16 protein-coding genes and 5 pseudogenes are annotated in these 21,158 nt (G+C 61.1%); 10 read left to right on the forward strand and 11 right to left on the reverse strand.

What is annotated here, in order from left to right; genetic code table 11:
* Positions 1–276 precede the first annotated feature (276 nt).
* A complete protein-coding gene (locus OW521_RS15895) occupies positions 277–456 on the reverse strand; it encodes a hypothetical protein (protein ID WP_268026122.1) in 180 nt (59 codons plus the stop codon).
* A gap of 5 nt (positions 457–461) precedes the next feature.
* Between OW521_RS15895 and OW521_RS15900 the strand changes: the two are divergent.
* Positions 462–641: pseudogene (locus OW521_RS15900) on the forward strand (transposase); the annotation flags it as partial.
* On the opposite strand, the pseudogene OW521_RS15905 reads toward OW521_RS15900, so the two are convergent.
* The 3 genes and pseudogenes from OW521_RS15905 to OW521_RS15915 form a co-directional block, all read right to left on the reverse strand.
* Positions 585–1,906 (reverse strand): annotated as a pseudogene (locus OW521_RS15905) (ISL3 family transposase). The pseudogenes OW521_RS15900 and OW521_RS15905 overlap by 57 nt on opposite strands.
* 248 nt (positions 1,907–2,154) lie before the next feature.
* Positions 2,155–3,219, reverse strand: coding sequence for an NAD-dependent epimerase/dehydratase family protein (locus OW521_RS15910; protein WP_268020586.1), 1,065 nt, complete (start codon positions 3,217–3,219; stop codon positions 2,155–2,157).
* A 679-nt stretch (positions 3,220–3,898) separates the two neighbouring features.
* Positions 3,899–4,363, reverse strand: a complete 465-nt coding sequence (locus OW521_RS15915; protein WP_234748882.1) for an Lrp/AsnC family transcriptional regulator — start codon at positions 4,361–4,363, stop codon at positions 3,899–3,901.
* A 171-nt stretch (positions 4,364–4,534) separates the two neighbouring features.
* On the opposite strand from OW521_RS15915, the gene OW521_RS15920 reads away from it, so the two are divergent.
* The 8 genes from OW521_RS15920 (at position 4,535) to OW521_RS15955 (ending at position 13,631) form a co-directional block, all read left to right on the forward strand.
* Positions 4,535–5,767, forward strand: coding sequence for a thiamine pyrophosphate-dependent enzyme (locus tag OW521_RS15920; protein WP_268020587.1), 1,233 nt, complete (start codon positions 4,535–4,537; stop codon positions 5,765–5,767).
* Positions 5,764–6,891, forward strand: a complete 1,128-nt coding sequence (locus OW521_RS15925; protein ID WP_268020588.1) for an alpha-ketoacid dehydrogenase subunit beta — start codon at positions 5,764–5,766, stop codon at positions 6,889–6,891. Before OW521_RS15920 ends, OW521_RS15925 begins: the two co-directional genes overlap by 4 nt.
* A 2-nt stretch (positions 6,892–6,893) precedes the next feature.
* Positions 6,894–8,345: a dihydrolipoamide acetyltransferase family protein gene (locus OW521_RS15930; protein ID WP_268020589.1), complete on the forward strand. Its 1,452-nt coding sequence runs from the start codon at positions 6,894–6,896 to the stop codon at positions 8,343–8,345.
* A 907-nt stretch (positions 8,346–9,252) separates the two neighbouring features.
* The gene (locus OW521_RS15935) at positions 9,253–9,456 is read left to right on the forward strand and encodes a hypothetical protein (protein ID WP_268020590.1); all 204 of its coding nucleotides are present in this window, start codon (positions 9,253–9,255) and stop codon (positions 9,454–9,456) included.
* A 157-nt stretch (positions 9,457–9,613) separates the two neighbouring features.
* Positions 9,614–9,976 carry a reverse transcriptase domain-containing protein gene (locus tag OW521_RS15940; protein ID WP_268020591.1) on the forward strand — a complete coding sequence of 121 codons (363 nt, stop codon included), beginning with the start codon at positions 9,614–9,616 and terminating at the stop codon, positions 9,974–9,976.
* A 239-nt stretch (positions 9,977–10,215) separates the two neighbouring features.
* Entirely contained in the window at positions 10,216–10,815 is a 600-nt protein-coding gene (locus tag OW521_RS15945) for a group II intron maturase-specific domain-containing protein (RefSeq protein WP_268020592.1), read from the forward strand.
* Between the two features lie 325 nt (positions 10,816–11,140).
* Positions 11,141–12,211 carry an acyltransferase family protein gene (locus OW521_RS15950; protein WP_268020593.1) on the forward strand — a complete coding sequence of 357 codons (1,071 nt, stop codon included), beginning with the start codon at positions 11,141–11,143 and terminating at the stop codon, positions 12,209–12,211.
* Positions 12,212–12,242: 31 nt separating this feature from the next.
* Positions 12,243–13,631 carry a hypothetical protein gene (locus OW521_RS15955; RefSeq protein WP_268020594.1) on the forward strand — a complete coding sequence of 463 codons (1,389 nt, stop codon included), beginning with the start codon at positions 12,243–12,245 and terminating at the stop codon, positions 13,629–13,631.
* Positions 13,632–13,813: 182 nt separating this feature from the next.
* On the opposite strand, the pseudogene OW521_RS15960 reads toward OW521_RS15955, so the two are convergent.
* The 7 genes and pseudogenes from OW521_RS15960 to OW521_RS15990 all read right to left on the reverse strand — a co-directional run.
* Positions 13,814–15,135 (reverse strand): annotated as a pseudogene (locus OW521_RS15960) (ISL3 family transposase).
* Between the two features lie 448 nt (positions 15,136–15,583).
* Positions 15,584–17,020, reverse strand: coding sequence for an IS1380 family transposase (locus OW521_RS15965; protein ID WP_268020240.1), 1,437 nt, complete (start codon positions 17,018–17,020; stop codon positions 15,584–15,586).
* 315 nt (positions 17,021–17,335) lie between these two features.
* On the reverse strand, positions 17,336–17,941 hold the full coding sequence (locus OW521_RS15970) for a YdcF family protein (protein ID WP_268020595.1): 606 nt from the start codon (positions 17,939–17,941) through the stop codon (positions 17,336–17,338).
* A 98-nt stretch (positions 17,942–18,039) separates the two neighbouring features.
* Positions 18,040–18,471 carry a hypothetical protein gene (locus OW521_RS15975; RefSeq protein WP_268020596.1) on the reverse strand — a complete coding sequence of 144 codons (432 nt, stop codon included), beginning with the start codon at positions 18,469–18,471 and terminating at the stop codon, positions 18,040–18,042.
* Positions 18,472–18,474: 3 nt separating this feature from the next.
* Complete coding sequence (locus OW521_RS15980) at positions 18,475–18,936, reverse strand: FAD-dependent oxidoreductase (RefSeq protein ID WP_268020597.1); 462 nt, start codon at positions 18,934–18,936, stop codon at positions 18,475–18,477.
* A 20-nt stretch (positions 18,937–18,956) separates the two neighbouring features.
* Positions 18,957–19,994, reverse strand: a pseudogene (locus OW521_RS15985) (sugar nucleotide-binding protein); the annotation flags it as partial.
* Positions 19,990–20,172, reverse strand: a pseudogene (locus OW521_RS15990) (dTDP-glucose 4,6-dehydratase); the annotation flags it as partial. The pseudogenes OW521_RS15990 and OW521_RS15985, both read right to left, overlap by 5 nt.
* Positions 20,173–20,249: 77 nt before the next feature.
* Between OW521_RS15990 and rfbA the strand changes: the two are divergent.
* Entirely contained in the window at positions 20,250–21,146 is an 897-nt protein-coding gene (rfbA, locus tag OW521_RS15995) for a glucose-1-phosphate thymidylyltransferase RfbA (RefSeq protein WP_268020598.1), read from the forward strand.
* Positions 21,147–21,158 lie beyond the last annotated feature (12 nt).

Raw genomic sequence — 21,158 nt, forward strand, 5'->3', positions numbered from 1 at the left:
TTCATTTTGGGCGGAGTAGAGCGACGCAAATACCCACCTCGGACCTGACTTGGCTCATTTGCTTAGACCTGACTTGGCTCACGCGTCGTTAATTCGGCTCATCGCATTTGAGGGTGTAATCGGGGTAGGCGCGTCGGTGGCCGGTTAGACCTGACTTCGGTCATTCGGTTTAGTGGCTTCGTGGTTGACGGTGAATCGGGTTCCGTGTCTTGAAAGCTGAAGGGCTCGTAGCCCTGCTGTGATGGATGTTCTCTACGCATTCATCGAAGCCAGGAGCTACGAGCCTTGATCGAGCCTACTGCCCAGCGCCCGGACGCTTTCACCGTCATTTTCAATCTGCCCGACTACCGTGTCATCGGGACCGAAGTCCTTGCCTTCGGGCAGCGGCGGGTCCGCGTCGAAGCCACCGCCGAGGCCGGCTGTCCGTCCTGCGGCGTCATCAGCACCCGCGTGCATTCACGTACTTCGACCGGCCCGGCACCAGCAACGGACCCACAGAAGCACTCAATGGCCGGCTCGAACACCTCCGCGGCTCAGCCCTCGGCTTTCGGAACCTTGCCAACTACATTGCCGGCTCTTCGCATTTAGGCATGGTTGGGTTGCTTGATTCGGTAGGGGCAGTGACCGTCGGCAGCGAGTAGGCATCTGAGTCTGTAGTTGGTGAAGTTGCGGAAGCCGCGGGCTATTCTGCGGGTGGTTTCGATGACGCCGTTGATCGCTTCGGTGGGTCCGTTGGAAGCGCCGCGGGTGTCGAAGTAGGCCAGGATCGCGGCCTTCCATTGTTTGAGTGTCCGGCCCAGTCGTGAGACCTCGGGGATCGGGCAGGACGGGAACGAGGAGATCACCTCGTTGACGAGTTCCCTGCCCCGCTCCGGCCTGGCGTGGTAGATGTTTCGGAGCTTCTGGTAGCACTGCCAGGCCAAGGTGACTTCGTGGTCCGGGTCCCCGAGGGTGAATCTCGCGTCGAGCCGGGCGGATTGCTTATCGGTGAGGTGTTCGGCCCCGATCTGCAGGGTCCGGCGGATCCCGTAGAGCGGGTCGCCCTTGCGGCCGCGGTGCCCGAGGGTCTCCCGCTGCACGCGGCGGCGGACCTCATCGACCATGGCTGATCCCAGTTTCACGACATGGAACCCGTCCAGCATCGTGATGGCCTCGGGCAGTACGTCTCGGATCGCGTTCGCGTAGCCGCGGAACGGATCCAGCGCTGCCGTCTTGATCCCGGCGGTGAATTCCTCGCCGCGGGCTTTGAGCCAGTCCGCGTAGGCCTTCCCGGACCGGCCCGGGACGAGGTCCAGCAACCTGGCGTGCACCACGCCGTTCCCGTCGCGGGTGTGGTCCACGATTCCCGTGACCATCCCGGATCCGGGCGGGCCGGTATGGGACCAGACATGCTCATCGACTCCGAGCGCGTTCACCCCGGCCAGCCTGCCGGTCGCTGCGATCCGCCGGGCAGCCTCTGCGTTGATGGCGTCCCAAGGCGTGTGCCAGGAGACGCCGAGCTGGTGGGCCAGGGCGGAGACGGAGGTGTCGAAACGCTGCAGGCCGTCGGTCGCCCACGCAACGGCCCTGCCAGTGAGTTTTGCCCGGGGCCCGGCCAACTCATGCTCTTCGGTGAAGGTGGTCCTGGGGAGTCAGGGCCCGGGCATCGCCAGACACGTTTGGCCCACAGCAGCCGCACCGGCCGCCCGAAACACGGGGTGTCATGGAGCCGGACCTGCCGGCGGCCGTGCCCGACCGCGACGACACCGCAGTCCGGACAACCGCTAACGGTTTCGGCTGTCTCGACGTGCAGAACCAGGCCGGTCCCGGCCGCGGTGACAGAGCAGACGTGGATGCCGTCGACACCAAGAAGCGCGTCGGCCCGCTCGCACCAGCGACCACCCGGGCAGGAAGTAGCATTGGGCATATCAGGGTCTCTTTTTTATTTGGAAGCTTGGTCGCTACCAATTCAAAGAGGCCCTGACCCCTCTTCTCCCGCACCACGCCGCAGCGGCATCCGGACACGCTCCTGCCCTCGGCGTCAGACGGCCCTAACCACGCTCATCTGCGAAGGGCCACATTGCCGGATCACCCCTTGAGACCGGCGGATTCAGACGAAAGGCTACACCCTCAAATGCGATGAGCCATTTTTACCGCTTTCTTCAGCGAGAGAGACTATTCAACCAGACCCTTATTGGCGAGTTCCTTCAGTGCTTGATCCCATGCTGAGGAATCGGCCCCGTTAGAACTCCAGGAAGTTTTGATGAATTGCGTAATGGCCTCTTTAGTTGACCAAGCTGGCAGCGGCGCCCCGATTTCCTTCAACCGTCGCAAGTCAGCGCAAGCGTGATCGATGTCGCCGGCACGCTTGATGGGTGTGTGCACAATCCCCACGTCAGTTCCGGGCGCTGCGTCGATGGCATACTGTGCCAGTTGGTCCAAACTTGTCCGGACTCCTGTTCCGCAGTTTAACACTCGGGCGGGCTCCCCGACGGCCGAAGGGTTCTCCAGGCACCACGCCACCAGCGCCGCCAGATCCTCGACGTGAACGAAATCACGCGTTTGGGACCCATCTCCGTAAATGGACAGTTCGCGGCCTTCTTTCAGCCGGGCAAGAAATGCCGCAAGTACACCGGTGTACGGATTGTGGAGCGCTTGGCCTTGGCCAATTACGTTCTGCGGTCGAATAATTGTGGCGCTTACTCGGCCGTAAACGATTCTTTCCAGAGCCGTTTCGCCTGCCGATTTGGTCTCTCCGTAAACGGACACCGGTCCGTGAGGGTCCTCCTCGTTGGACGGTAGCAGACGTCCGGATGGTCCGCCATCTAGACCCCTTGGTAGCACCTCACCAGCTTCCAAGAGACGCCCTTCACCATACACAGCCCGTGAGCTCATTGTGACAATGGGAACCATCCAGTTTGCCGCAGTGGTTGCCGCAAGCTGAGTGCCGCCTACGTTGACCCGACGGTAGTGATCCTGCTCGTACATAGACTGCGAAGTACCGGTTTCAGCCGCCAGGTGAACGATAGCCTCGTGCGGGGGTACGGACTCCCAAGCGTCCGACTCAGAGACGTCCCTGTTTAATACGACGCCCGGAAAACGTTCAGCCGAGTGTTCCGGATTTTGATGCACCTGAGTGTCCAGCGAATCCATCGCCGTCACTTCGTGCCCCTTTGTGACGAGCAGCCTAGCCAGATGCTGACCAATAAAGCCAGCCCCGCCGGTAATCAGAATTTTCATTTGTTCCCCCAATATCACTGGTCGTTGGGCACCAAAGCCCCTTGTTGGACTCGTGCTGTTGCCACCCAAACGAGCGATCCGCGAGGCGAGGCGTGTCTGTCTGAGGGCCAAAAGAACGCCCATTTGTCACCCACTCTAGCGGGATCTGAATGTAGGCACGGTACGGTGGATCGGGGAGAAATCACTTGGTCACCTAGGATCTGAGGGCTCGGGGGGCTGTTGAGGTGATGCGCATTCGACGTTCCCTGTGTAAACCTAGGTTTGTGCAGCCGGATGTCGCCATTTTGATCCCAAATCTGTGAGAATACGGTGTCGGATACGCAACAGGAGCCCAGATGTCATCGCGCGACGGTTTGTCAATAGAGGCAATGCGGCCCCTCCCGCGGCAGCTCCCACGCGACATGGAGCACTAAATGACCTTAACAGTTGAGAGTTTCTCGTTGGCTCCCCACAAGACAATTGCGATTTGACATCGATTCCGCGCTATCGAAGACCTGTTCATGAATCCCAGTACCTGAGCGCGCGGCTTCTATAAGGTCTGTTTTGGCCCGTGAGCGGTCAGAGTTTGTCTCCGAAAGTGTATCGAGGCTGATAGGAGCTGAGAAGTTGCTGCCGATGACGCCCGCATACGGGTGAAGACAATGGTTTTTAGTAGTCAAATCGCGCCGCATGAACTTCCCTACCGTGTATCCAAATCCTCGAACACCAGGAACGTCTGCGTGTCCTGCACGCCCGGCATTGACTGCAACTGGTCGAAGATGACCCGGCGCAGATGGATATTGTCGGTGGCGCGGACCAGGAGGATCACGTCGAAGTCGCCGCCCACCAGCGCAATGTGCTGCACCTCCGGAATGAGCCGAAGCTCTTCCCGAAGCTCGCGCCACGAGTGCTGCTGCACCTTGAGCGTGACGTAGGCGGATGACTTCAAACCGGCCTTGATGGGGTCCACCAGCGCAGTGAACTTGGTGAGCACACCCTCGCCCGTCAGCCGGGAAATTCTCGAGTACGCGTGCGCCCTGCTGATGTGGACGTTCTCCGCCACTTGGGTGACTGACATCCTTCCGTCCCGGGTCAGCTCGGCAATGATGTCCCTGTCCACCTGGTCCAGGGGGACTTCTGCCTGATCTGCTTCGACCTCGGCCATCGCATCTCCAATTCGTCCACAAGGTGAGCCCGTTACCCAGCTCACATTTGCAATTTGTCTTCCAGACTAGACGTTTCCAGCAAGCTTTTCCATGATTCTGGCTAGAGCTGGATACGAAACTTCTCTAGGGAACATACTGGTGACAAATAGTGGATACAGAAGGACGGACCAATGACGATCTCCGCGGACCATGAGGCCCAGGGTCTGGCTGACGCTCGGCCGGACGACTCCGAAGTAAACGATCAAGCTTCCGAAGTGCGGCGCAAGTTCGGAATCAGTGTGGAAGACTACATGCTGCCTGCCCGCCATCAGATCCAGATGGTGGACCCGTCCGGCAAGCTCAAGCCCGAAGCTGAGCAGGGCACCGAGCCCGGCCACGAATATCCCATCCCCGGCGACGCCGAACTCATGGCGGCGTACGAACAACTCGTCGTCGGGCGCCGTGTCAATGACCAGAACTCCGCCCTCGTCCGGCAAGGCCGCATGGCCGTGTACCCGTCTAGCCACGGCCAGGAAGCATGCCAGGTGGCTGCCGCGCTGTGCCTTCGCGAAGGCGACTGGCTGTTCCCCACCTACCGTGACGCCGTCGCCGTCATGTCCCGGGGTGTAGACCCCGTGGAGACCATGACCATCTTCCGTGGTGACTGGCACAGCGGCTACGATCCCGCCAAGCACAAGGTAGGCATCCAGTGCACCCCGCTGACTACTCAGCTGCTGCATGGCGTCGGGGTTGCCCATGCCGCCAAACTTCGCGGCGAGGACACCGTGGTATTGGCAATGTGCGGCGATGGTGCCACCAGCGAAGGAGACTTCCACGAAGCACTCAACTTCGCAGCTGTTTTCCACCTGCCGGTGATCTTCTTCGTGCAGAACAACAAGTACGCCATCTCGGTGCCCCTGAGCCACCAGTCAGTGGCGCCCTCACTGGCCCACAAGGCCGTCGGCTATGGAATGGCCGGTGAACGCGTGGACGGCAACGACCTCGTCGCGCTGCTCGCCGTCCTGGACCGCGCAGTGAAGCTTGCTCGCGAAGGCTCCGGCCCACTCCTGATCGAGGCCCACACCTACCGCATGCAGGCCCACACGAACGCTGACGACGCCACCCGCTACCGGAAGGACAGCGAAGTGGCCGAATGGACGGCCAAGGATCCCATCAGCCGCATGACGTCGTATCTCACCGGCCGTGGACTGCTCGATGACGACGGTTCCACCCGGATAGCAGCAAAGGCCGAGGCGGTTGCCGCGCAGCTTCGCGATGGCCTGGGGGAGGACGTCCCGGTAGATCCGCAGAACCTGTTCCGTTACGTCTTCTCCACCCCCACTCCGCAGTTGAGGGAGCAGTCCGCCCTGCTCGCCGATGAACTCGCCCGTGAGGCATCCAGCCAGAAGGAGGCAGGCAAATGAGCCCCGCCGTCACCACATCCTCTGAAGCCACCGAGCGCGCAGCCACGGGCGACGTTAGCTCCGCCACGGCCAGCGCGGCAGCCAGCGCAGCGGCAGTTGCCGAAGCTTCCGGTCCCCAGACCATCACCATGGCCAAGGCGCTCAACACCGCGATGGCGGACGCCATGGAGGCCGATTCTTCCGTTCTGGTGTTCGGTGAAGACGTGGGCCGCCTGGGCGGCGTCTTCCGGATCACCGATGGCCTCATGGCGACCTTCGGAGAACAGCGTTGCTTTGACACCCCGCTTGCTGAGTCCGGCATCGTCGGCATGGCCGTGGGTATGGCCATGAATGGAATGCGTCCCGTGATCGAGATGCAGTTTGATGCCTTCGCCTACCCGGCCTTCGAGCAGATCGTCAGCCACGTGGCCAAGATGCACAACCGCACCAAGGGCGCCGTGAAGCTGCCCATGGTTATCCGCGTCCCTTATGCCGGCGGGATCGGCGGCGTGGAGCACCACTGCGACTCGTCCGAGTCTTACTACGCGCACACTGCCGGCCTGAAGGTTTACACCCCGGCCACCGTAGCTGACGGCTACCGCATGCTCCGCGAGGCCATCGATTCCGACGATCCCGTGATGTTCATGGAACCCAAGAAGCTCTACTGGTCCAAAGACCAAGTTGATCTGGGCGCGCTGCGCGCCGAACACGCCGCGAACGCTTCGGTGGGATCCAGCAGCGAGGGACGGGCCGCCGTCGCGCGCCCCGGCACCGATGCGACGCTCATCGCCTACGGCCCCTCTGTCCCGACGGCGCTCGCCGCCGCGGCTGCGGCCGCTGAAGAGGGCCGTTCGCTTGAAGTGATCGATGTCCGCTCGATCGTGCCTTTCGACGACGAGACCGTGTGCGCTTCTGTGCGGAAGACCGGCCGCGCCGTCGTGATCGCTGAAGCCCACGGATTCGCCTCGGTGTCCTCCGAAATCGTGGCCCGCGTGCAGGAACGCTGCTTCCACTACTTGGCCGCGCCCATCCGCCGGGTGACCGGCTTCGACGTCCCGTACCCGGCTCCGAAGCTGGAGCACTACTACTTGCCGAGCGTCGACCGCATCCTCGACGCCGTTGACGATCTTCAATGGGAGAACTGACCATGAGCTCAGAAATGCAGGTGTTCCTGCTTCCGGACCTGGGGGAGGGCCTCACCGAGGCCGAACTCGTGAACTGGCTTGTTGCCGTGGGCGACGAGATCCGCGTGGACCAGCCGATCGCCGAGGTGGAGACCGCCAAGTCCATGGTGGAGGTGCCCTCGCCGTACGCGGGCATTGTCGCCGTGCTGCACGGTGAAGCCGGCCAAACGCTCGACGTCGGGAAGCCGCTGATCTCGGTGGCTCCCATTGGTGCTTCGGTTGCCGCTGAGCCCGCGGAAGAGGCCGCTCCCGCCGAGGTTGTTTCCGAGGCGCCCGCTGCGTCCGCAGCTGCCGAGGCGTACCGGACCGAGGAGAAGGCCGGATCCGGGAACGTGCTCATTGGCTATGGCACGTCCGGCGGTGGCGAGGCACGGCGTACGCGGCCACGGAAGGCCCCGGCCTCTGCGGTTGCTGGGACCCCGGCCCCCGAGTTCGGGGAACTCTCGTTGTCCCGTTCGCGGATTCCAGGGAAGCTCTCTGCCGTGATTTCCCCATTGGTGCGGAAGATGGCCCGGGACCATGGGGTCTCGCTGGACGCCGTTCCAGGCTCGGGAGAGAGCGGGCTCATCCTGCGCCGGGACGTCGAGGCACTCATTGGTTCGGTCCCGCGTGAGACCGCGCCCGCGGAGGTACCGGCTCTGAAGGTTCCGGCCGCGGCGGAGCCGTCCGCCGGGCTCCAGGATGCCCGCACGGGTTTGTCCATCGCCTCGCGTACGCCGGTTCGCGGAGTGAGGAAAGCTGTTGCTGCGAACATGACTCGCAGCCGCTCCGAGATTCCTGAAGCGACTGTCTGGGTGGATGTCGACGCTACTGCGCTGCTGGAGATGCGGGGAGAACTCAAGAAGCGTGATCCGCACGGCGCTCCCGGGCTGCTTGCGTTCATCGCCCGTTTTGTCACAGCCGGGCTAAAAAAATTCCCGCAGCTGAACACCCGGATCGTCACCGCTGAAGACGCGGCCGGCGGTGAGATGCAGGAGATCATCGCTTTCGACGGCATCAACCTTGGCTTCGCTGCCCAGACGGACCGCGGACTGGTGGTTCCCTCAGTGCGCAACGCCCACCTGCTGAGCGCCCGCGAGCTCGACACCGAGATCCGCAGACTCACCGCCGTGGCGCGCGACGGCAAGGCAACACCGACGGAGTTGGCCAGCGGCACTTTCACTCTGAACAACTACGGGGTATTCGGCGTCGACGGATCCGCGGCGATCATCAACTATCCCGAAGTAGCGATGCTTGGGGTGGGCCGCATCATCGACAAGCCCTGGGTGGTGGACGGCCAGCTGGCTGTCCGCAAAGTGACTGAGCTGACGTTGGCGTTCGATCATAGGGTTTGTGACGGGGAGACTGCTGCAGGGTTCCTTCGGTATGTTGCGGATGCGATCGAGAACCCGGGGGCGGTGCTGGCGGATCTCTGATAAATAGTTCCGGTTGTCAAGAGGCCTTGGAAGGGCGCGCAGCAGCTTCGAGGACGCCGCGACCACCCAATTGATGCCCGCGGCCCGCAGATAACGGGCCAGGACGAAGCCAGTGGGTCCAGATTCGTAGGCGGCCTTGACGTCCGGGGCGAACCGGCGGATCCACTCCAGCACCATGGCCGGATCAGCGCATATGGTGTGGGCGCTGACCTCTCCGGTGGCCGGGTTCAGGGCATGGCCCACGACGTTGACCGCGTGAATATCCAGACCAATGAAAGTATGCTCGAACATAGCGTGCACCACGAGGCGTTTGTCGTTCGAATCGGGGTGTGAGACCGCGATCTGCTGGCACTCGTGGGTGTTGGTTGAAGCTGACGGCAGCTGAGCCCATGAATCGGTGGGTGAGGTGGGAGCAGCCGTGACATAGCCGGAACGGTTCGATATTCCTTGGCGGACTGTCTCTGGTGAGCGAGGCGGGAAGGTATACGCAAGGAACCGGTGTTGTTACGCCTCTTTATTGAGCGCCTGCTCAAATCAAGGAAATATGGGCAGGTTGGCGGTGCGTAACCGCCAGCCCTTTTTTGGGCTGGTCGGGGAACCCCTTGGTCCGGTTTGCTGTGCTGGGGCCAGGAGATCACGGTGAAGGTCTACGGCGTAGCCGTGATGATTCCGCAGGGGTAGAGCTGGGCGCCTAACTCGCCGATCGAACGCAAGTGAACGTGGGAACCGGACACGTCCGCTCCCGCCCTTCTTCATTGTTGAAGGCAAGATAGGTGCATTGCCCGCCGAAAGGCGCGTCGGGGACAGAGCCGCGGTAGTAGTCCGAGGACGGGAAAGCCGGGCCACATGGCGAAGGGCGGCAGTGCGTTAGGTAGACGGAGTTGCTGCAATGGTTGGAGGTTCATTGGTGAATACCAGTGAGGACACCGGCGCCCGGATGGAATCGGCGCGGGTGGAAGTAGAACGGATGCAGACGAAACTACATCGGTGGGCCAAGGATGATCTTGGCAAGAGGCTCGATGATCTGTTCAACCTTGTCTGTGACCCCGATTTTTTGCTGGTGGCGTGGGAACACGTGGCTAGTAATCGTGGTGCGCCGACGCCCAAATAGATCAGGTAAAGAAAGAAGCCATCAATTTCTGGGTGGGGGCTGAGGAATTTGTGGTGTACATCCGGGTGCTGTTCCGGCCACAACCGGTGCGGCGGGTGGAAATCACGAAAGCCAGCGGAAGACCAGGCAACTGGGCATTCCCACGCTAGCTGACCGCGTGGTGCAGGCTTCGCTGAAGCTGGCTTTGGAACCGATCTTCGAAGCGGATTTTCATCGGTCGTCGTATGGGTTTCGGCCGAATCGGCGGGCTCAGGATGCTATCGCTGAGATTCACCACATGATCTCTCGGGGTTACACGACGGTGCCGGAGGCCGACATCAAGGCGTGTTTTGATCGTATCGATCACACCGCGCTGGCGGTCCAAGTGCGCCGGGGGGTCGGCGATAGGAAAGTGCTGGCTCTGGTCAAGGCATTCCTCAAAGCTGGGATCATGACTCGTGACGGGCAACTGATGGGGTCCAAGACCGGCAGACCTCAAGGCGGGATTCTCTCCCCCGCTGCTGGCCAACATTGCCCTTAACGTTCTGGATGAGTATGCCGCCAGGGCATGGAAGGAATGCATGGGTACCAGCCGCCAGCGGCAGCAACTGATTCGTGAAGGTGGCGCCCCATGAAAACCCTCCGGCTACGCAGACGACTTTGTTTGCGTCATCAGGGGGAACAAGGCCCTTGCGGTGCCTCTGAAAGCGGATGTCGGGGAAGTTCTGGCCCCGCTGGGAGGTGGAGTTCTCGGAAGAGAAACAGGGGTGGTGACGATCGATGAGGATTCGATTTCCTCGGATTCATATTCAACGCCGCCGCAACCGAGGGACGAACAAGTCCTTTGTCTATACGGTTTCGTCGAAGAAATCGGCCGCTTCGGTGCGGTCAAAGATCGCCCAAGCCTGCGACAGATCAACCCTGCACTGGGACTTTGGGGATCTGCTCAAAAGGCTCAACCAAATCTTGGCAGGGTGGGCAAACTATTTCCGGCACGGTGTCTCAAAAAGACAGGTTCTGCATTCACGGATGGCAATACGCGACGGCAACGATCCTCTACACCGAGGCCTCCACTGTCACGGTCAAACGATACCGCTACCGAGGCGCAAACATCCCGAACCCATTGAAACCAACAGCCCATCAACCTCAGTTTCGCCACCGGGCGATGATGCTTGGAGAGCCAGATGCGGTGAGAGTGGCACGTCCGGTTCGGAGGGCAGCCCACGTCGAAACCCAGCCCGGCAACGGGACAACGGGCGCGCCGTGGCTGACCTTATCGGGGCCTCCCAAACCTCACATGTGGCACCATCATTGCACTCCCGAGGAGCCGTCAGGCCAAGGGAGCCGCCAATGGCAACCCACGGCCCGCCCTGGCGATAATGGTCGCCCCTGCGGGAAGGATCCGACCTCGCTTCGTATCGTCTAAACCACGGATTTGTGTTGCCTGCCCCCGTGTGGCTAGTTGTCGATCGACGCGTTCGACTGAAACTGGATTCTTTCGGCGGAATCCGAGAAAGATGGGATAAAGCGTCTTAATCGTTTTTCGATGCCCCTAGAATAGGAATCGCAGGTGTCTGGCGCGGTCTTCTGGGACCATTGTCGCGAAACTGCAGCTACGCACTTAGGGGGAGCAAAGCACATGGGGACGCGTTTAGCAATTTCCGCAAGCCAAGGTCGATATATTGCATTGGACGGATTACGGGGTTTGGCGGCCGTAGTAGTGCTCGTCAACCACGCACTAGTTGTGTCTCCTGCGTTTGCAGGTTCGCTACGAGATGGAACTGGGTATGACGGTTCACCATGGGTGTGGTTGCTGACTTACACGCCCCTCCACGTCGTCTGGGGCGGAGCTGAGGCCGTCTATGTCTTCTTCCTCCTCTCCGGCTTCGTCCTTACACTTCCTCTCCTTCGACACGGCCAGCCGAGTTGGATATCTTACTATCCAAAACGTATTTTGCGTCTCTATTTGCCGGTGTGGGCATCCCTAATCTTCGCCTTCGGCACAACCCTTCTTGTGCCGCGCATCGCCAACGCCGATCAGAGCTGGTGGATCAACGAGCACGATCAACCACAAAAATTTTTACGCGAAGCAATTTTCCCAACGGGTGGTGGGTGGCTGAACTCGCCTCTTTGGTCGCTGGGCTGGGAGATACTCTTCTCCCTGCTTTTGCCTCTCTACCTATACTTGTTTTTTCGGATTCAGCGGTTCTGGCTCGGGGGTGTTGCAGGCCTGCTAGTCATTATCGGTGTGGGCTCAACGATGGGGATCGGGGCTCTGGAGTACCTGCCGATGTTCGCCATAGGTGTACTGATGGCGATTCGCAAGGAATCGTTGAAGACGTTTGTCCGTACGCTCGGGGGATGGTCGTGGAGTGGGCTGCTAACAATTGCCCTTCTGCTGTTGACTTCACACTGGACGTTCGCGCCGGTAGCAGGGTCCGCCGTTCTCGCTACGGCCGGCGGGGCGATTCTGATTTTCCTCTTTCTTCATAACGGGTCAGCCATTCGCTTGGGGTCCTGGGGGCCCGTCAAGTGGGCCGGGACCAGGTCCTTTAGCTTGTATCTTGTGCATGAACCGATAGTGGTGTCGGTGGCCATCGGGTGTCATCTGACGAACCCGGCGCTGGTTCTCGTTATTGCCCTCCCGGCGGCTCTCCTCGTCGCCGAGGTGTTTTTCCGCCTTGTGGAGGAGCCCAGCCGCAAGCTGGCAAGCAGAACAGCTCGGCTTTTCGACAAAAAACTCAGAGACCGGACGCAAATCAAGTCGATGGTTTAGGCCCGAACCCCCGGTGCCATAGGATCGTACAGTGACTGCACTGGGGATATTTTTTGCGCTGATCTACGTTTTCGGCATGATCAAGGGCCAACGCGCGTTACTCATTGGAGTGGCATGCGCCGTCCCGTTCAACGATTCGGCGATGATCGTAGCTGGGGATGTGACCGTGACACCGTTCTACGTTGGTCTTGTCCTATATCTGATAATCACAATTATCGGACAGCGCAAGGCCGCTTTTACCGGGCCGGGTCGCAATCCTTCACGACTGCTGATACCTCTCTTCGTCTATGGGCTTTTCATAACGATTTTCGGCCCAAGGCTGTTCGAGGGGATGGCTGTAATTGCTTCAGGGATGGGTTTGGATGAGCAAGTTGGCCACTTGTCTTCGCTCGCGCCGTCCCTGTCCAATTTCGCACAGATCGCATATTTGGGTCTGGCGCTAATTTTTGTCGGTTTCAACGAACGCCGATCATTCCTAGGACCCGCGTTTCTGCTCACCGCTTTTACGGTCGGAACGTTGGTCGCCTTCGCCGCGTTTGTGGTTCAAAAAGTAGGGATAGTCTGGCCCCAACTATTTTTTGACAACTCGCCGCGCGGGTTTTATGCCATCGAACCCTTGCGCCTTCGTGGCCAGTTTTCCGAACCGTCGCATCTGGGAGCATTCGCCCTTGCAGCATGCATTTACTTTATCATTTGCCTGTTCCGCGCCCGGCTGTCAATCCCCTGGCTGGGCTACCTGCTTATGACAGGAGTCAGCATCGTTGTTTTCACGGCGTCCAGTTCGGGAACTGGAATTGTTGGGGGAATCATTGCAGCTGCTGTAATGGCAGTTATGGGGATGGTTCGAATTGCAAAACCAGGCACGAAGCTGAGGCCCTCAGTAGTGATTGCGTCGCTATTCCTCCTATCGGGAGGTGTTTTCGCGATTCCGGGGCTCGCGTCCGCCTTGTGGGCAGTGATCATAGATAAGCAGGGCGGCGGGTCTTTCGTCAACCGTGGCCTGGCGGATGAAATCGCCTACGGCATCCTCTGGACCTCGGATAGTTTGGGCATCGGTCTAGGTAGTAATCGATCTTCTTCATTATGGACCATGCTGCTGAGCACCATCGGGATTGTTGGTACGTCGTTGTTTGTGGCCGTGGTCTTGGTCTGTTTCCGGCGCAGCTTCGGCCTCCCGGAAAGGTTGCCCGCCGCACTGTCGCTGGTGGGTTTTGTGTCAGCCGCGTTTGTGTCTTTCGCCGACTTTGCCTCACCTATAATGTGGTCGTTGATTTGCTTTTGCTTCGCGGCAAGATCGCCGATACCGGAAACGGATCTCTCGAGTACAGCTCCGGGACCGCTGGCGTCCGCGAAGCTCGTCTTTCCCTCTGGTCGATCCGCCGAGCTAAACCGCGTTTCAGAGCCTTCTGTGGGGCCTTGACGATCAGATCATTTATCGCTGGCGCCCAGCGACGGGGTCTGCCGCGTGAGATTTCGGCTAATTGAGGCGAACAATAGCTCGCTTCAAGCCGTCGCATGAGCGGGGAGAATAATCCTAAAGTGTCTTCAGCTCGAGCGGCATAGGACAAAATAGGACAAGAGCGTTTAACCGGCTCTTCGCATTTAGGCATGGTTGGGTTGCTTGATTCGGTAGGGGCAGTGACCGTCGGCAGCGAGTAGGCATCTGAGTCTGTAGTTGGTGAAGTTGCGGAAGCCGCGGGCTATTCTGCGGGTGGTTTCGATGACGCCGTTGATCGCTTCGGTGGGTCCGTTGGAAGCGCCGCGGGTGTCGAAGTAGGCCAGGATCGCGGCCTTCCATTGTTTGAGTGTCCGGCCCAGTCGTGAGACCTCGGGGATCGGGCAGGACGGGAACGAGGAGATCACCTCGTTGACGAGTTCCCTGCCCCGCTCCGGCCTGGCGTGGTAGATGTTTCGGAGCTTCTGGTAGCACTGCCAGGCCAGGGTGACTTCGTGGTCCGGGTCCCCGAGGGTGAGTTTCGCGTCGAGCCGGGCGGATTGCTTATCGGTGAGGTGTTCGGCGCCGATCTGCAGGGTCCGGCGGATCCCGTAGAGCGGGTCGCCCTTGCGGCCGCGGTGCCCGAGGGTCTCCCGCTGCACGCGGCGGCGGACCTCATCGACCATGGCTGATCCCAGTTTCACGACATGGAACCCGTCCAGCATCGTGATGGCCTCGGGCAGTACGTCTCGGATCGCGTTCGCGTAGCCGCGGAACGGATCCAGCGCTGCCGTCTTGATCCCGGCGGTGAATTCCTCGCCGCGGGCTTTGAGCCAGTCCGCGTAGGCCTTCCCGGACCGGCCCGGGACGAGGTCCAGCAACCTGGCGTGCACCACGCCGTTCCCGTCGCGGGTGTGGTCCACGATTCCCGTGACCATCCCGGATCCGGGCGGGCCGGTATGGGACCAGACATGCTCATCGACTCCGAGCGCGTTCACCCCGGCCAGCCTGCCGGTCGCTGCGATCCGCCGGGCAGCCTCTGCGTTGATGGCGTCCCAAGGCGTGTGCCAGGAGACGCCGAGCTGGTGGGCCAGGGCGGAGACGGAGGTGTCGAAACGCTGCAGGCCGTCGGTCGCCCACGCAACGGCCCTGCCAGTGAGTTTTGCCCGGGGCCCGGCCAACTCATGCTCTTCGGTGAAGGTGGTCCTGGGGAGTCAGGGCCCGGGCATCGCCAGACACGTTTGGCCCACAGCAGCCGCACCGGCCGCCCGAAACACGGGGTGTCATGGAGCCGGACCTGCCGGCGGCCGTGCCCGACCGCGACGACACCGCAGTCCGGACAACCGCTAACGGTTTCGGCTGTCTCGACGTGCAGAACCAGGCCGGTCCCGGCCGCGGTGACAGAGCAGACGTGGATGCCGTCGACACCAAGAAGCGCGTCGGCCCGCTCGCACCAGCGACCACCCGGGCAGGAAGTAGCATTGGGCATATCAGGGTCTCTTTTTTATTTGGAAGCTTGGTCGCTACCAATTCAAAGAGGCCCTGACCCCTCTTCTCCCGCACCACGCCGCAGCGGCATCCGGACACGCTCCTGCCCTCGGCGTCAGACGGCCCTAACCACGCTCATCTGCGAAGGGCCCGTAAAGTTGCTCTCCCCGGTTAGTTGTGGGCCTCTTATAAAAGAGCGGCTACGGTGCTTACCTCCTCGGTCTATTGGAATCAAGGCAGTCCGCGACCCCAATCCGAGCGCTTTCGTCTAACCCAGATTTTTCATCTGCCGCTGGTGGGCCGGCCGGGGGCGGCGTTGATCGCTGATCGGCTGTGATCTGGATTTTGGCGGGGCTGGAGTGGCCCTGGTGCCGCCGGGATCGGCGCGGATTTCCACTTCTCCGTTGGGTGTTTGTTCTGTGTCGTGGCGGTTGGAACCTTGGACCTGGCTACGTAGGCTTTGCCGGGGCGCTTTTCAGTCGCGCTGGGAGGTCTTTGATCCGGTCCAGCAGGACGGTGATGAGCTGTTTCTCCGGTGCCCTGTCTGGCAGGAGCAAGGTCCTCCGGCGGGCGCGGGTGATGATTTTCCCGGCGGTCGCGAAGAGCCGGTAGCGCCAGCGTTTGATGTCCCAGGACCTGGCGTGGTGGCCTTCCGGGAGGGCGGTGAGCTGCAGCCAGGAGGTGAGGTTCAATGCCAGGGCGGCGATGTTGGCCCAGGCCTGGTTCGCGGCGAAATCGTAGAACGGCAGCTTGCCCAGGCCGGTGTTCTTCAGGGTCTTGATCCGGTTCTCGCACCGGCCCCGGGCCCGGTGCCGGGCATCCAGGAACGGTCCGTGCCAGCGCGGTGCGTTCGTCAGGAACGCGGTGATGCGGTGCCCGTCCAGATCCAGCAGGGTCGGGGCCGCGCCGGGGTGCAGCGGCTCGGCCCGCAGGTAGATGTTCGTGCCCGGCGGGTAGTCCTTCAGCGGGATCACTTCGGTGGCGTTGATGACCCACGCGTTCGTGCGGTCGGTCCCGTGCTGGTCCAGGGCCGGTTGCCAGTACTGTTTGTCGTTGATCCAGTCGATCATGTGGGCTTTGGCTGCCGGGACCGGATACGAGACGGAGAACTGCACGCCCAAGGAGTGCAGGTGCCAGAGGAACTTCCGCGAGGCGCCGGCACTGTCGGTGCGGACCAGGATCCTCTGCCCGTCCAGCTTCCCATCGGGGAAGAAGCTCTCGGGCAACTGGGCCGTGGCGGTCTCGAAGACACGGATATGGTCATCGGCGCTGTTCGCCCCCGCGCTGCCGGGCCGCAACACGCAGGCGAGGATTTCCCCGGTGCCGTTGCCCGTGCCGTAATCGATGCTGGCGATGAACGGGGAGAAACCGTACCCGCCTTTGTACGTGCCCGCGGCCAGTTCCTTGTCACTGTGCGAGGTCACCAACGTGGCATCCAAGTCAACGATCAAGGGATCGGCGGCGGTTGCCTGGCCGCCGGGTTCGAAGTTCCCTGCAGCGTCCCAGGCCCTGGACCGCAGTTCCCGGGTCAGGGTCTCGAAGCCGTAGCTGAACAGTTCGGGGTTGGCGACGGTGCGTTCGAAAAACCGGGACACGGTCGCGTTCGAGGGCACCGGCCCGAAGATCCCGGGCGAGGAACGCAGCATGTCCAGGTCGCTGACGTGCTCGCCGCCGCCAGCGAGCATCAGGGCCAGGGAAGCGATGAGCCGGCCGGGCCGGTGTCGGGCGCCGGAAGGAGCGAACTGGCCAAGCCGGTCCTCGCAGAGTCCGCGGAAACCCAGCGCGTCGATCAATTCCGTCAGAATCTTCGTTCCGGCGTGGGACACCAGTGACTGGCCGGTGAAGCCAACCGCTGCAGCAGGGAAAAGCCGGGTAAAATGATGCATCGAAAGGGTGCTCCTCACGATCAGGAAAATATGGCGTCGAATACCACTATTTTCCCAGCTCAGAGCACCCTTTCACTGCTTTAACGCGCCACTCGCGCCAGCTGGCCACGAAAACCCCGGGCTAATCCCTTGGCAGCTCATGGGCCGCCGCGCCGTGTGCGACGCAAAAACGGTCGTGGTACGTTGCGGAATGCGGAATGCGGAATGCGGAATGCGGAATGCGGAACGCGGAACGCGGAACGCGGAACGCGGAACGCGGAACGCGGAATGCGGACATGCGCTACAAGGCCAAGCTCGTGGCCGGATAGTTCACCGTTAGCAGTCCGGGTGGATCGCAACCTTGACGAAGGCGGCTGTTTGGTAGACGTACTCGTACGCCCATGAAGATTTGGGGTTGGACAAGGAGAGCAGCGGCAGACCCGTCCGGTAGGCGACCATGCGCAGGTCTCCTCCGTAACAACGGCCCATGATCACCCGGGCACGGGTCACATGGAACTGGGCCGTGAGGACGTTGGCGTTTTTCCATCCGTATTGGCTTGACAGATCGCGGAGTGCCCGTGCTTCGCCTTGCGTCGTGAACGGATCAGGGTTGAAGCAAATAATCCGATACGAGCGGTGAGCAGCACATATGTCCGCCTCGAATTTGCCGTCTTTTCCAACTGGACTTGAGACCGCGAGCGCGGGTGCATACCCCTGTTGCATCAGCTGTTCCGCGTAACTGATGCGATTGTCAGGCGGCCCGAGGACGAACACCACATCGGCGTGTTCGGGTTCGTCAGAAGGCGGGGCCACATACAGGAAGATCCCAGCTACTCCCCATGCGATCGCCAAGGCTGCGATCACCGCAAATGCCATAACGATCGGCCGCTTCTTTCGCCTGGGCGGGGCGGTCTCCGTTTCGGGATCGCAGATAAGGGTCATACCGTCCTCTAACCAATGCGGGATTTGGGCGGCAACGCTGCACTGTCTCCAAGACTACTACCTGCACGCACGGGGCAGCTCGAAGCGTGGAGAAAGACCTACTGCAGCTTGAACAGATTGTGTTGCCGGCCCTTCCAGCAGCTTCGGCCGAATAGCGGGAGCCGTGCAGTGGGCCAGTCCCAGGACTTCTCGGCGTCGTTCCAATGCAGGATGCCGCCCAGGTGCGCGCATTCCGCGGACACCCGGCACACCACACCATCCACGGTGCAGATCGCCGCCGGTTTCCCATGGAAAAGTCCCGTGATGCCGGTGCCTTCGGCGGGATGGGTTTCCTCCGTGATGGCCGGCTTCTTCTTCAGGGCTGCCTTGTCCCGGAAGTTCTGCTGCTGTGTCTCTAGGTTGAACGAAATCGTGGACGCGGCGCCGCGCGGACCCGTGACCCGGTGGTGGATGGTCCGTGCCCAAGGGAGCTGACCGCTGCCGGTGATGTCGGAAACGACGTCCAGCGCCGCCGCAACACCATTGGTCATGCCTCACTTGTTGTAGCCGGTGCCGAACAGGATCTTGCCCCGGCCCCGGGGGAACCTGCCAAAGAACGGCATGAGGTTGGTGGCCTGGTAGTCCTGGGCCGACCACGTGTGCGTCACCTCGGCGCCCGGATAGTACCGTTGGGCCCAGCCGAGCAGCTCGTCCACGTGAACCTGCGTGGACGGCGCCCGGCCACCCGCGTGCCCGAACCCGCCCACCAAAAGCAACCTCCCGCCGTCGGGCACTGGATAGTCCCGCAGAGAGCGTGTGGGAGGTTCGGCTGAAAGGTACATCCCCGGTGGCGGGCTCATGCCCTCTGGCAGGCGCAGTGCGGCGGCATAGGAGCGATTGGGCCGCAGCTTGGCGAAGTAGAGCCCGCGGTTCAGCATGGGTGTCGCGGTGGCGAGCACCACGTTGCGGGCGGTGACCTCACCCTTCCTGCTCGTGGACTTGTAGGTTTGGCCCATCAAGAGGGAAGGCCGACGGCCTAGATACGGAGTCGAGTCACCGTCTGGCTAGTTTTGCAGTGCCGAGACATAGTGCTGCAGGCGAATACCTGCAAAACAGGCTCGAATCCCGCATCCGTGATCTTGCTCAGGTTCAGGACGCTTCCAAGCGGGCGTGGGGCGGCGGCTTTACCACGGAAGTACTCTTCTGTGGTGACGCCTGTGGCGGAGTCCCGCGTCGCGCCGCTTAGCTCGTAGGCGTCGGCGGCGATGTCCGTCCAGGATTGCGGTTTGCCGCCGTTGCTGCGGTTGTAGGTGCCGTAGCTGGCCTTGGAGTCCAGCAAATGTTCGATTCCCGCGGCGATATCCTCGGTGAAGCTAAGACGCCCGATTTGGTCGTTGACGACGCTCGGCCTGATTCCACGGCTCGCGAGCGAAGCCATGGTACGAACGAAGTTGTTTCCCTCGCCGATCACCCAACTGGTCCGCACAATGTAATGGCACGGAACAACGCTGACCACGGCGTCCCCGGCAGCTTTGGTCTGGCCATACACGCCAAGAGGGGTGAAAGGTTCATTTTCGTCATGCAATTCGCGTGTGCCGTCGAAGACATAATCCGACGAGATATGAACCAACGTCAGGTCCTGCTCGATCGCAGTCTTCGCCAAGCGCGCCACAGCTGAGACATTCACCTGCCATGCAGCTGCCCGCCCCTCGGGACTCTCGGCTGCGTCAACGGCGGTGTAAGCGGCCGCATTGATGAACGTCGAGTAGTTCTTCCAGTTCCGTCCCGCAAACGACGCTTCCTGGGACAAGTCAAAGTCCGACCGCCCGGCGAACTCAACGGAAGGATCGCCGTCGTATAGTTCGCGCAACGCCTTGCCGAGCTGGCCGTCGGCGCCCACCACGAGTACCTTCCGAGCCGGCATAGGCACCACCTCCGCCAGCCGAGGGTGTGCTTTGTCCTTGTCCGACAGCTCTGCCTGCTCCAACGGCACCGGCCAGTCAATTGCAGCGGTCTCGTCCGCGAGATTCAGGAAGGCGTATCGGCTCTGGGTGTCTGCAGACCAGTGGTCATCGTCTGTTGGCCTGTTCCTTGTAGCGAGCTTCCGTGGCCGCCTTCTTCGGTCGCCACCAGGATTCGTTGTCGCGGTACCACTTGATCGTGTCTTCGATACCGGCGTCAAAGTTTGAGAACTTAGGCTTCCAACCGAGTTCGTCACGCAGCTTGTTTGAGTCGATGGCGTAGCGGAGATCCGGTGACGAGAATGTTCCCGATGATGCATAACCATACTGGTTTGCATAAACGCATACGAACCGGAATGATGCGCAGTATGCGAGGAATCATCTTGGCTGGGGGAACTGGTTCGCGCCTGCATCCGATTACCCACGGCATTAGCAAGCAACTTGTCCCTGTCTACGACAAACCGATGATCTACTACCCACTGTCGACTTTGATCTTGGCCGGCATTCGGGACGTCCTGATTATCACAACTCCCCACGACGCAGAGCAGTTTCAGCGACTGTTGGGCGATGGCTCCCAGTTCGGCATCAATCTAAGCTACGTCCAGCAGCCTTCTCCCGATGGCTTGGCTCAGGCTTTCACGCTTGGGGCAGACCACATTGGAGATGACAACGTCGCGCTGGTTCTAGGAGACAACATCTTCTACGGCCAAGGCTTGGGCACGCAACTGCATCGATACTCCGAAATCGACGGCGGGGCAGTGTTTGGCTACTGGGTAAAGGATCCCAAAGCCTACGGTGTAGTGGAATTCGACCTGGATGGCAGCGCGATCTCCCTTGAGGAAAAGCCGGAGCAGCCCAAGAGCAATTACGCGGTGCCGGGCCTCTACTTTTATGACAACGAAGTGGTGGAGATTGCGCGGAATCTCAAGCCGTCGGCGCGCGGAGAACTTGAAATCACGGACGTCAACAGGACGTACCTTGACCGCGGAAAACTCCAGGTAGAGGTTTTGCCTCGGGGAACGGCTTGGTTGGACACTGGGACCTTTGACGACCTCAATGACGCGTCAAACTTCATTAGAACCGTAGAACACCGGCAAGGACTGAAAGTGGGGTCCCCGGAAGAGGTCGCTTGGCGCGCGGGCTTTCTTTCGGATGATGAGTTGCGGGTCCGTGCCGAGCTACTTGTAAAAAGCGGCTACGGCGCTTACCTCCTCGATCTATTGGAATCAAGACAGCCCGACCCAAACGCGGGAGTCCTTCTCTAGTCTTTAGTTGTG

Origin of the sequence: Arthrobacter sp. MMS18-M83 (genome assembly GCF_026683955.1) — a bacterium.
Taxonomy (GTDB): Bacteria; Actinomycetota; Actinomycetes; order Actinomycetales; family Micrococcaceae; genus Arthrobacter.

What these genes read in the sequence shown, in the direction of transcription:
- OW521_RS15895 (WP_268026122.1), bottom strand. Translation starts at nt 456, where the DNA reads ATGCACGCGGGTGCTGATGACGCCGCAGGACGGACAGCCGGCCTCGGC.
- OW521_RS15910 (WP_268020586.1), bottom strand. Translation starts at nt 3,219, where the DNA reads ATGAAAATTCTGATTACCGGCGGGGCTGGCTTTATTGGTCAGCATCTG.
- OW521_RS15915 (WP_234748882.1), bottom strand. Translation starts at nt 4,363, where the DNA reads ATGGCCGAGGTCGAAGCAGATCAGGCAGAAGTCCCCCTGGACCAGGTG.
- OW521_RS15920 (WP_268020587.1), top strand. Translation starts at nt 4,535, where the DNA reads ATGACGATCTCCGCGGACCATGAGGCCCAGGGTCTGGCTGACGCTCGG.
- OW521_RS15925 (WP_268020588.1), top strand. Translation starts at nt 5,764, where the DNA reads ATGAGCCCCGCCGTCACCACATCCTCTGAAGCCACCGAGCGCGCAGCC.
- OW521_RS15930 (WP_268020589.1), top strand. Translation starts at nt 6,894, where the DNA reads ATGAGCTCAGAAATGCAGGTGTTCCTGCTTCCGGACCTGGGGGAGGGC.
- OW521_RS15945 (WP_268020592.1), top strand. Translation starts at nt 10,216, where the DNA reads ATGAGGATTCGATTTCCTCGGATTCATATTCAACGCCGCCGCAACCGA.
- OW521_RS15965 (WP_268020240.1), bottom strand. Translation starts at nt 17,020, where the DNA reads ATGCATCATTTTACCCGGCTTTTCCCTGCTGCAGCGGTTGGCTTCACC.
- OW521_RS15970 (WP_268020595.1), bottom strand. Translation starts at nt 17,941, where the DNA reads ATGACCCTTATCTGCGATCCCGAAACGGAGACCGCCCCGCCCAGGCGA.
- OW521_RS15975 (WP_268020596.1), bottom strand. Translation starts at nt 18,471, where the DNA reads ATGACCAATGGTGTTGCGGCGGCGCTGGACGTCGTTTCCGACATCACC.
- OW521_RS15980 (WP_268020597.1), bottom strand. Translation starts at nt 18,936, where the DNA reads ATGGGCCAAACCTACAAGTCCACGAGCAGGAAGGGTGAGGTCACCGCC.
- rfbA (WP_268020598.1), top strand. Translation starts at nt 20,250, where the DNA reads ATGCGAGGAATCATCTTGGCTGGGGGAACTGGTTCGCGCCTGCATCCG.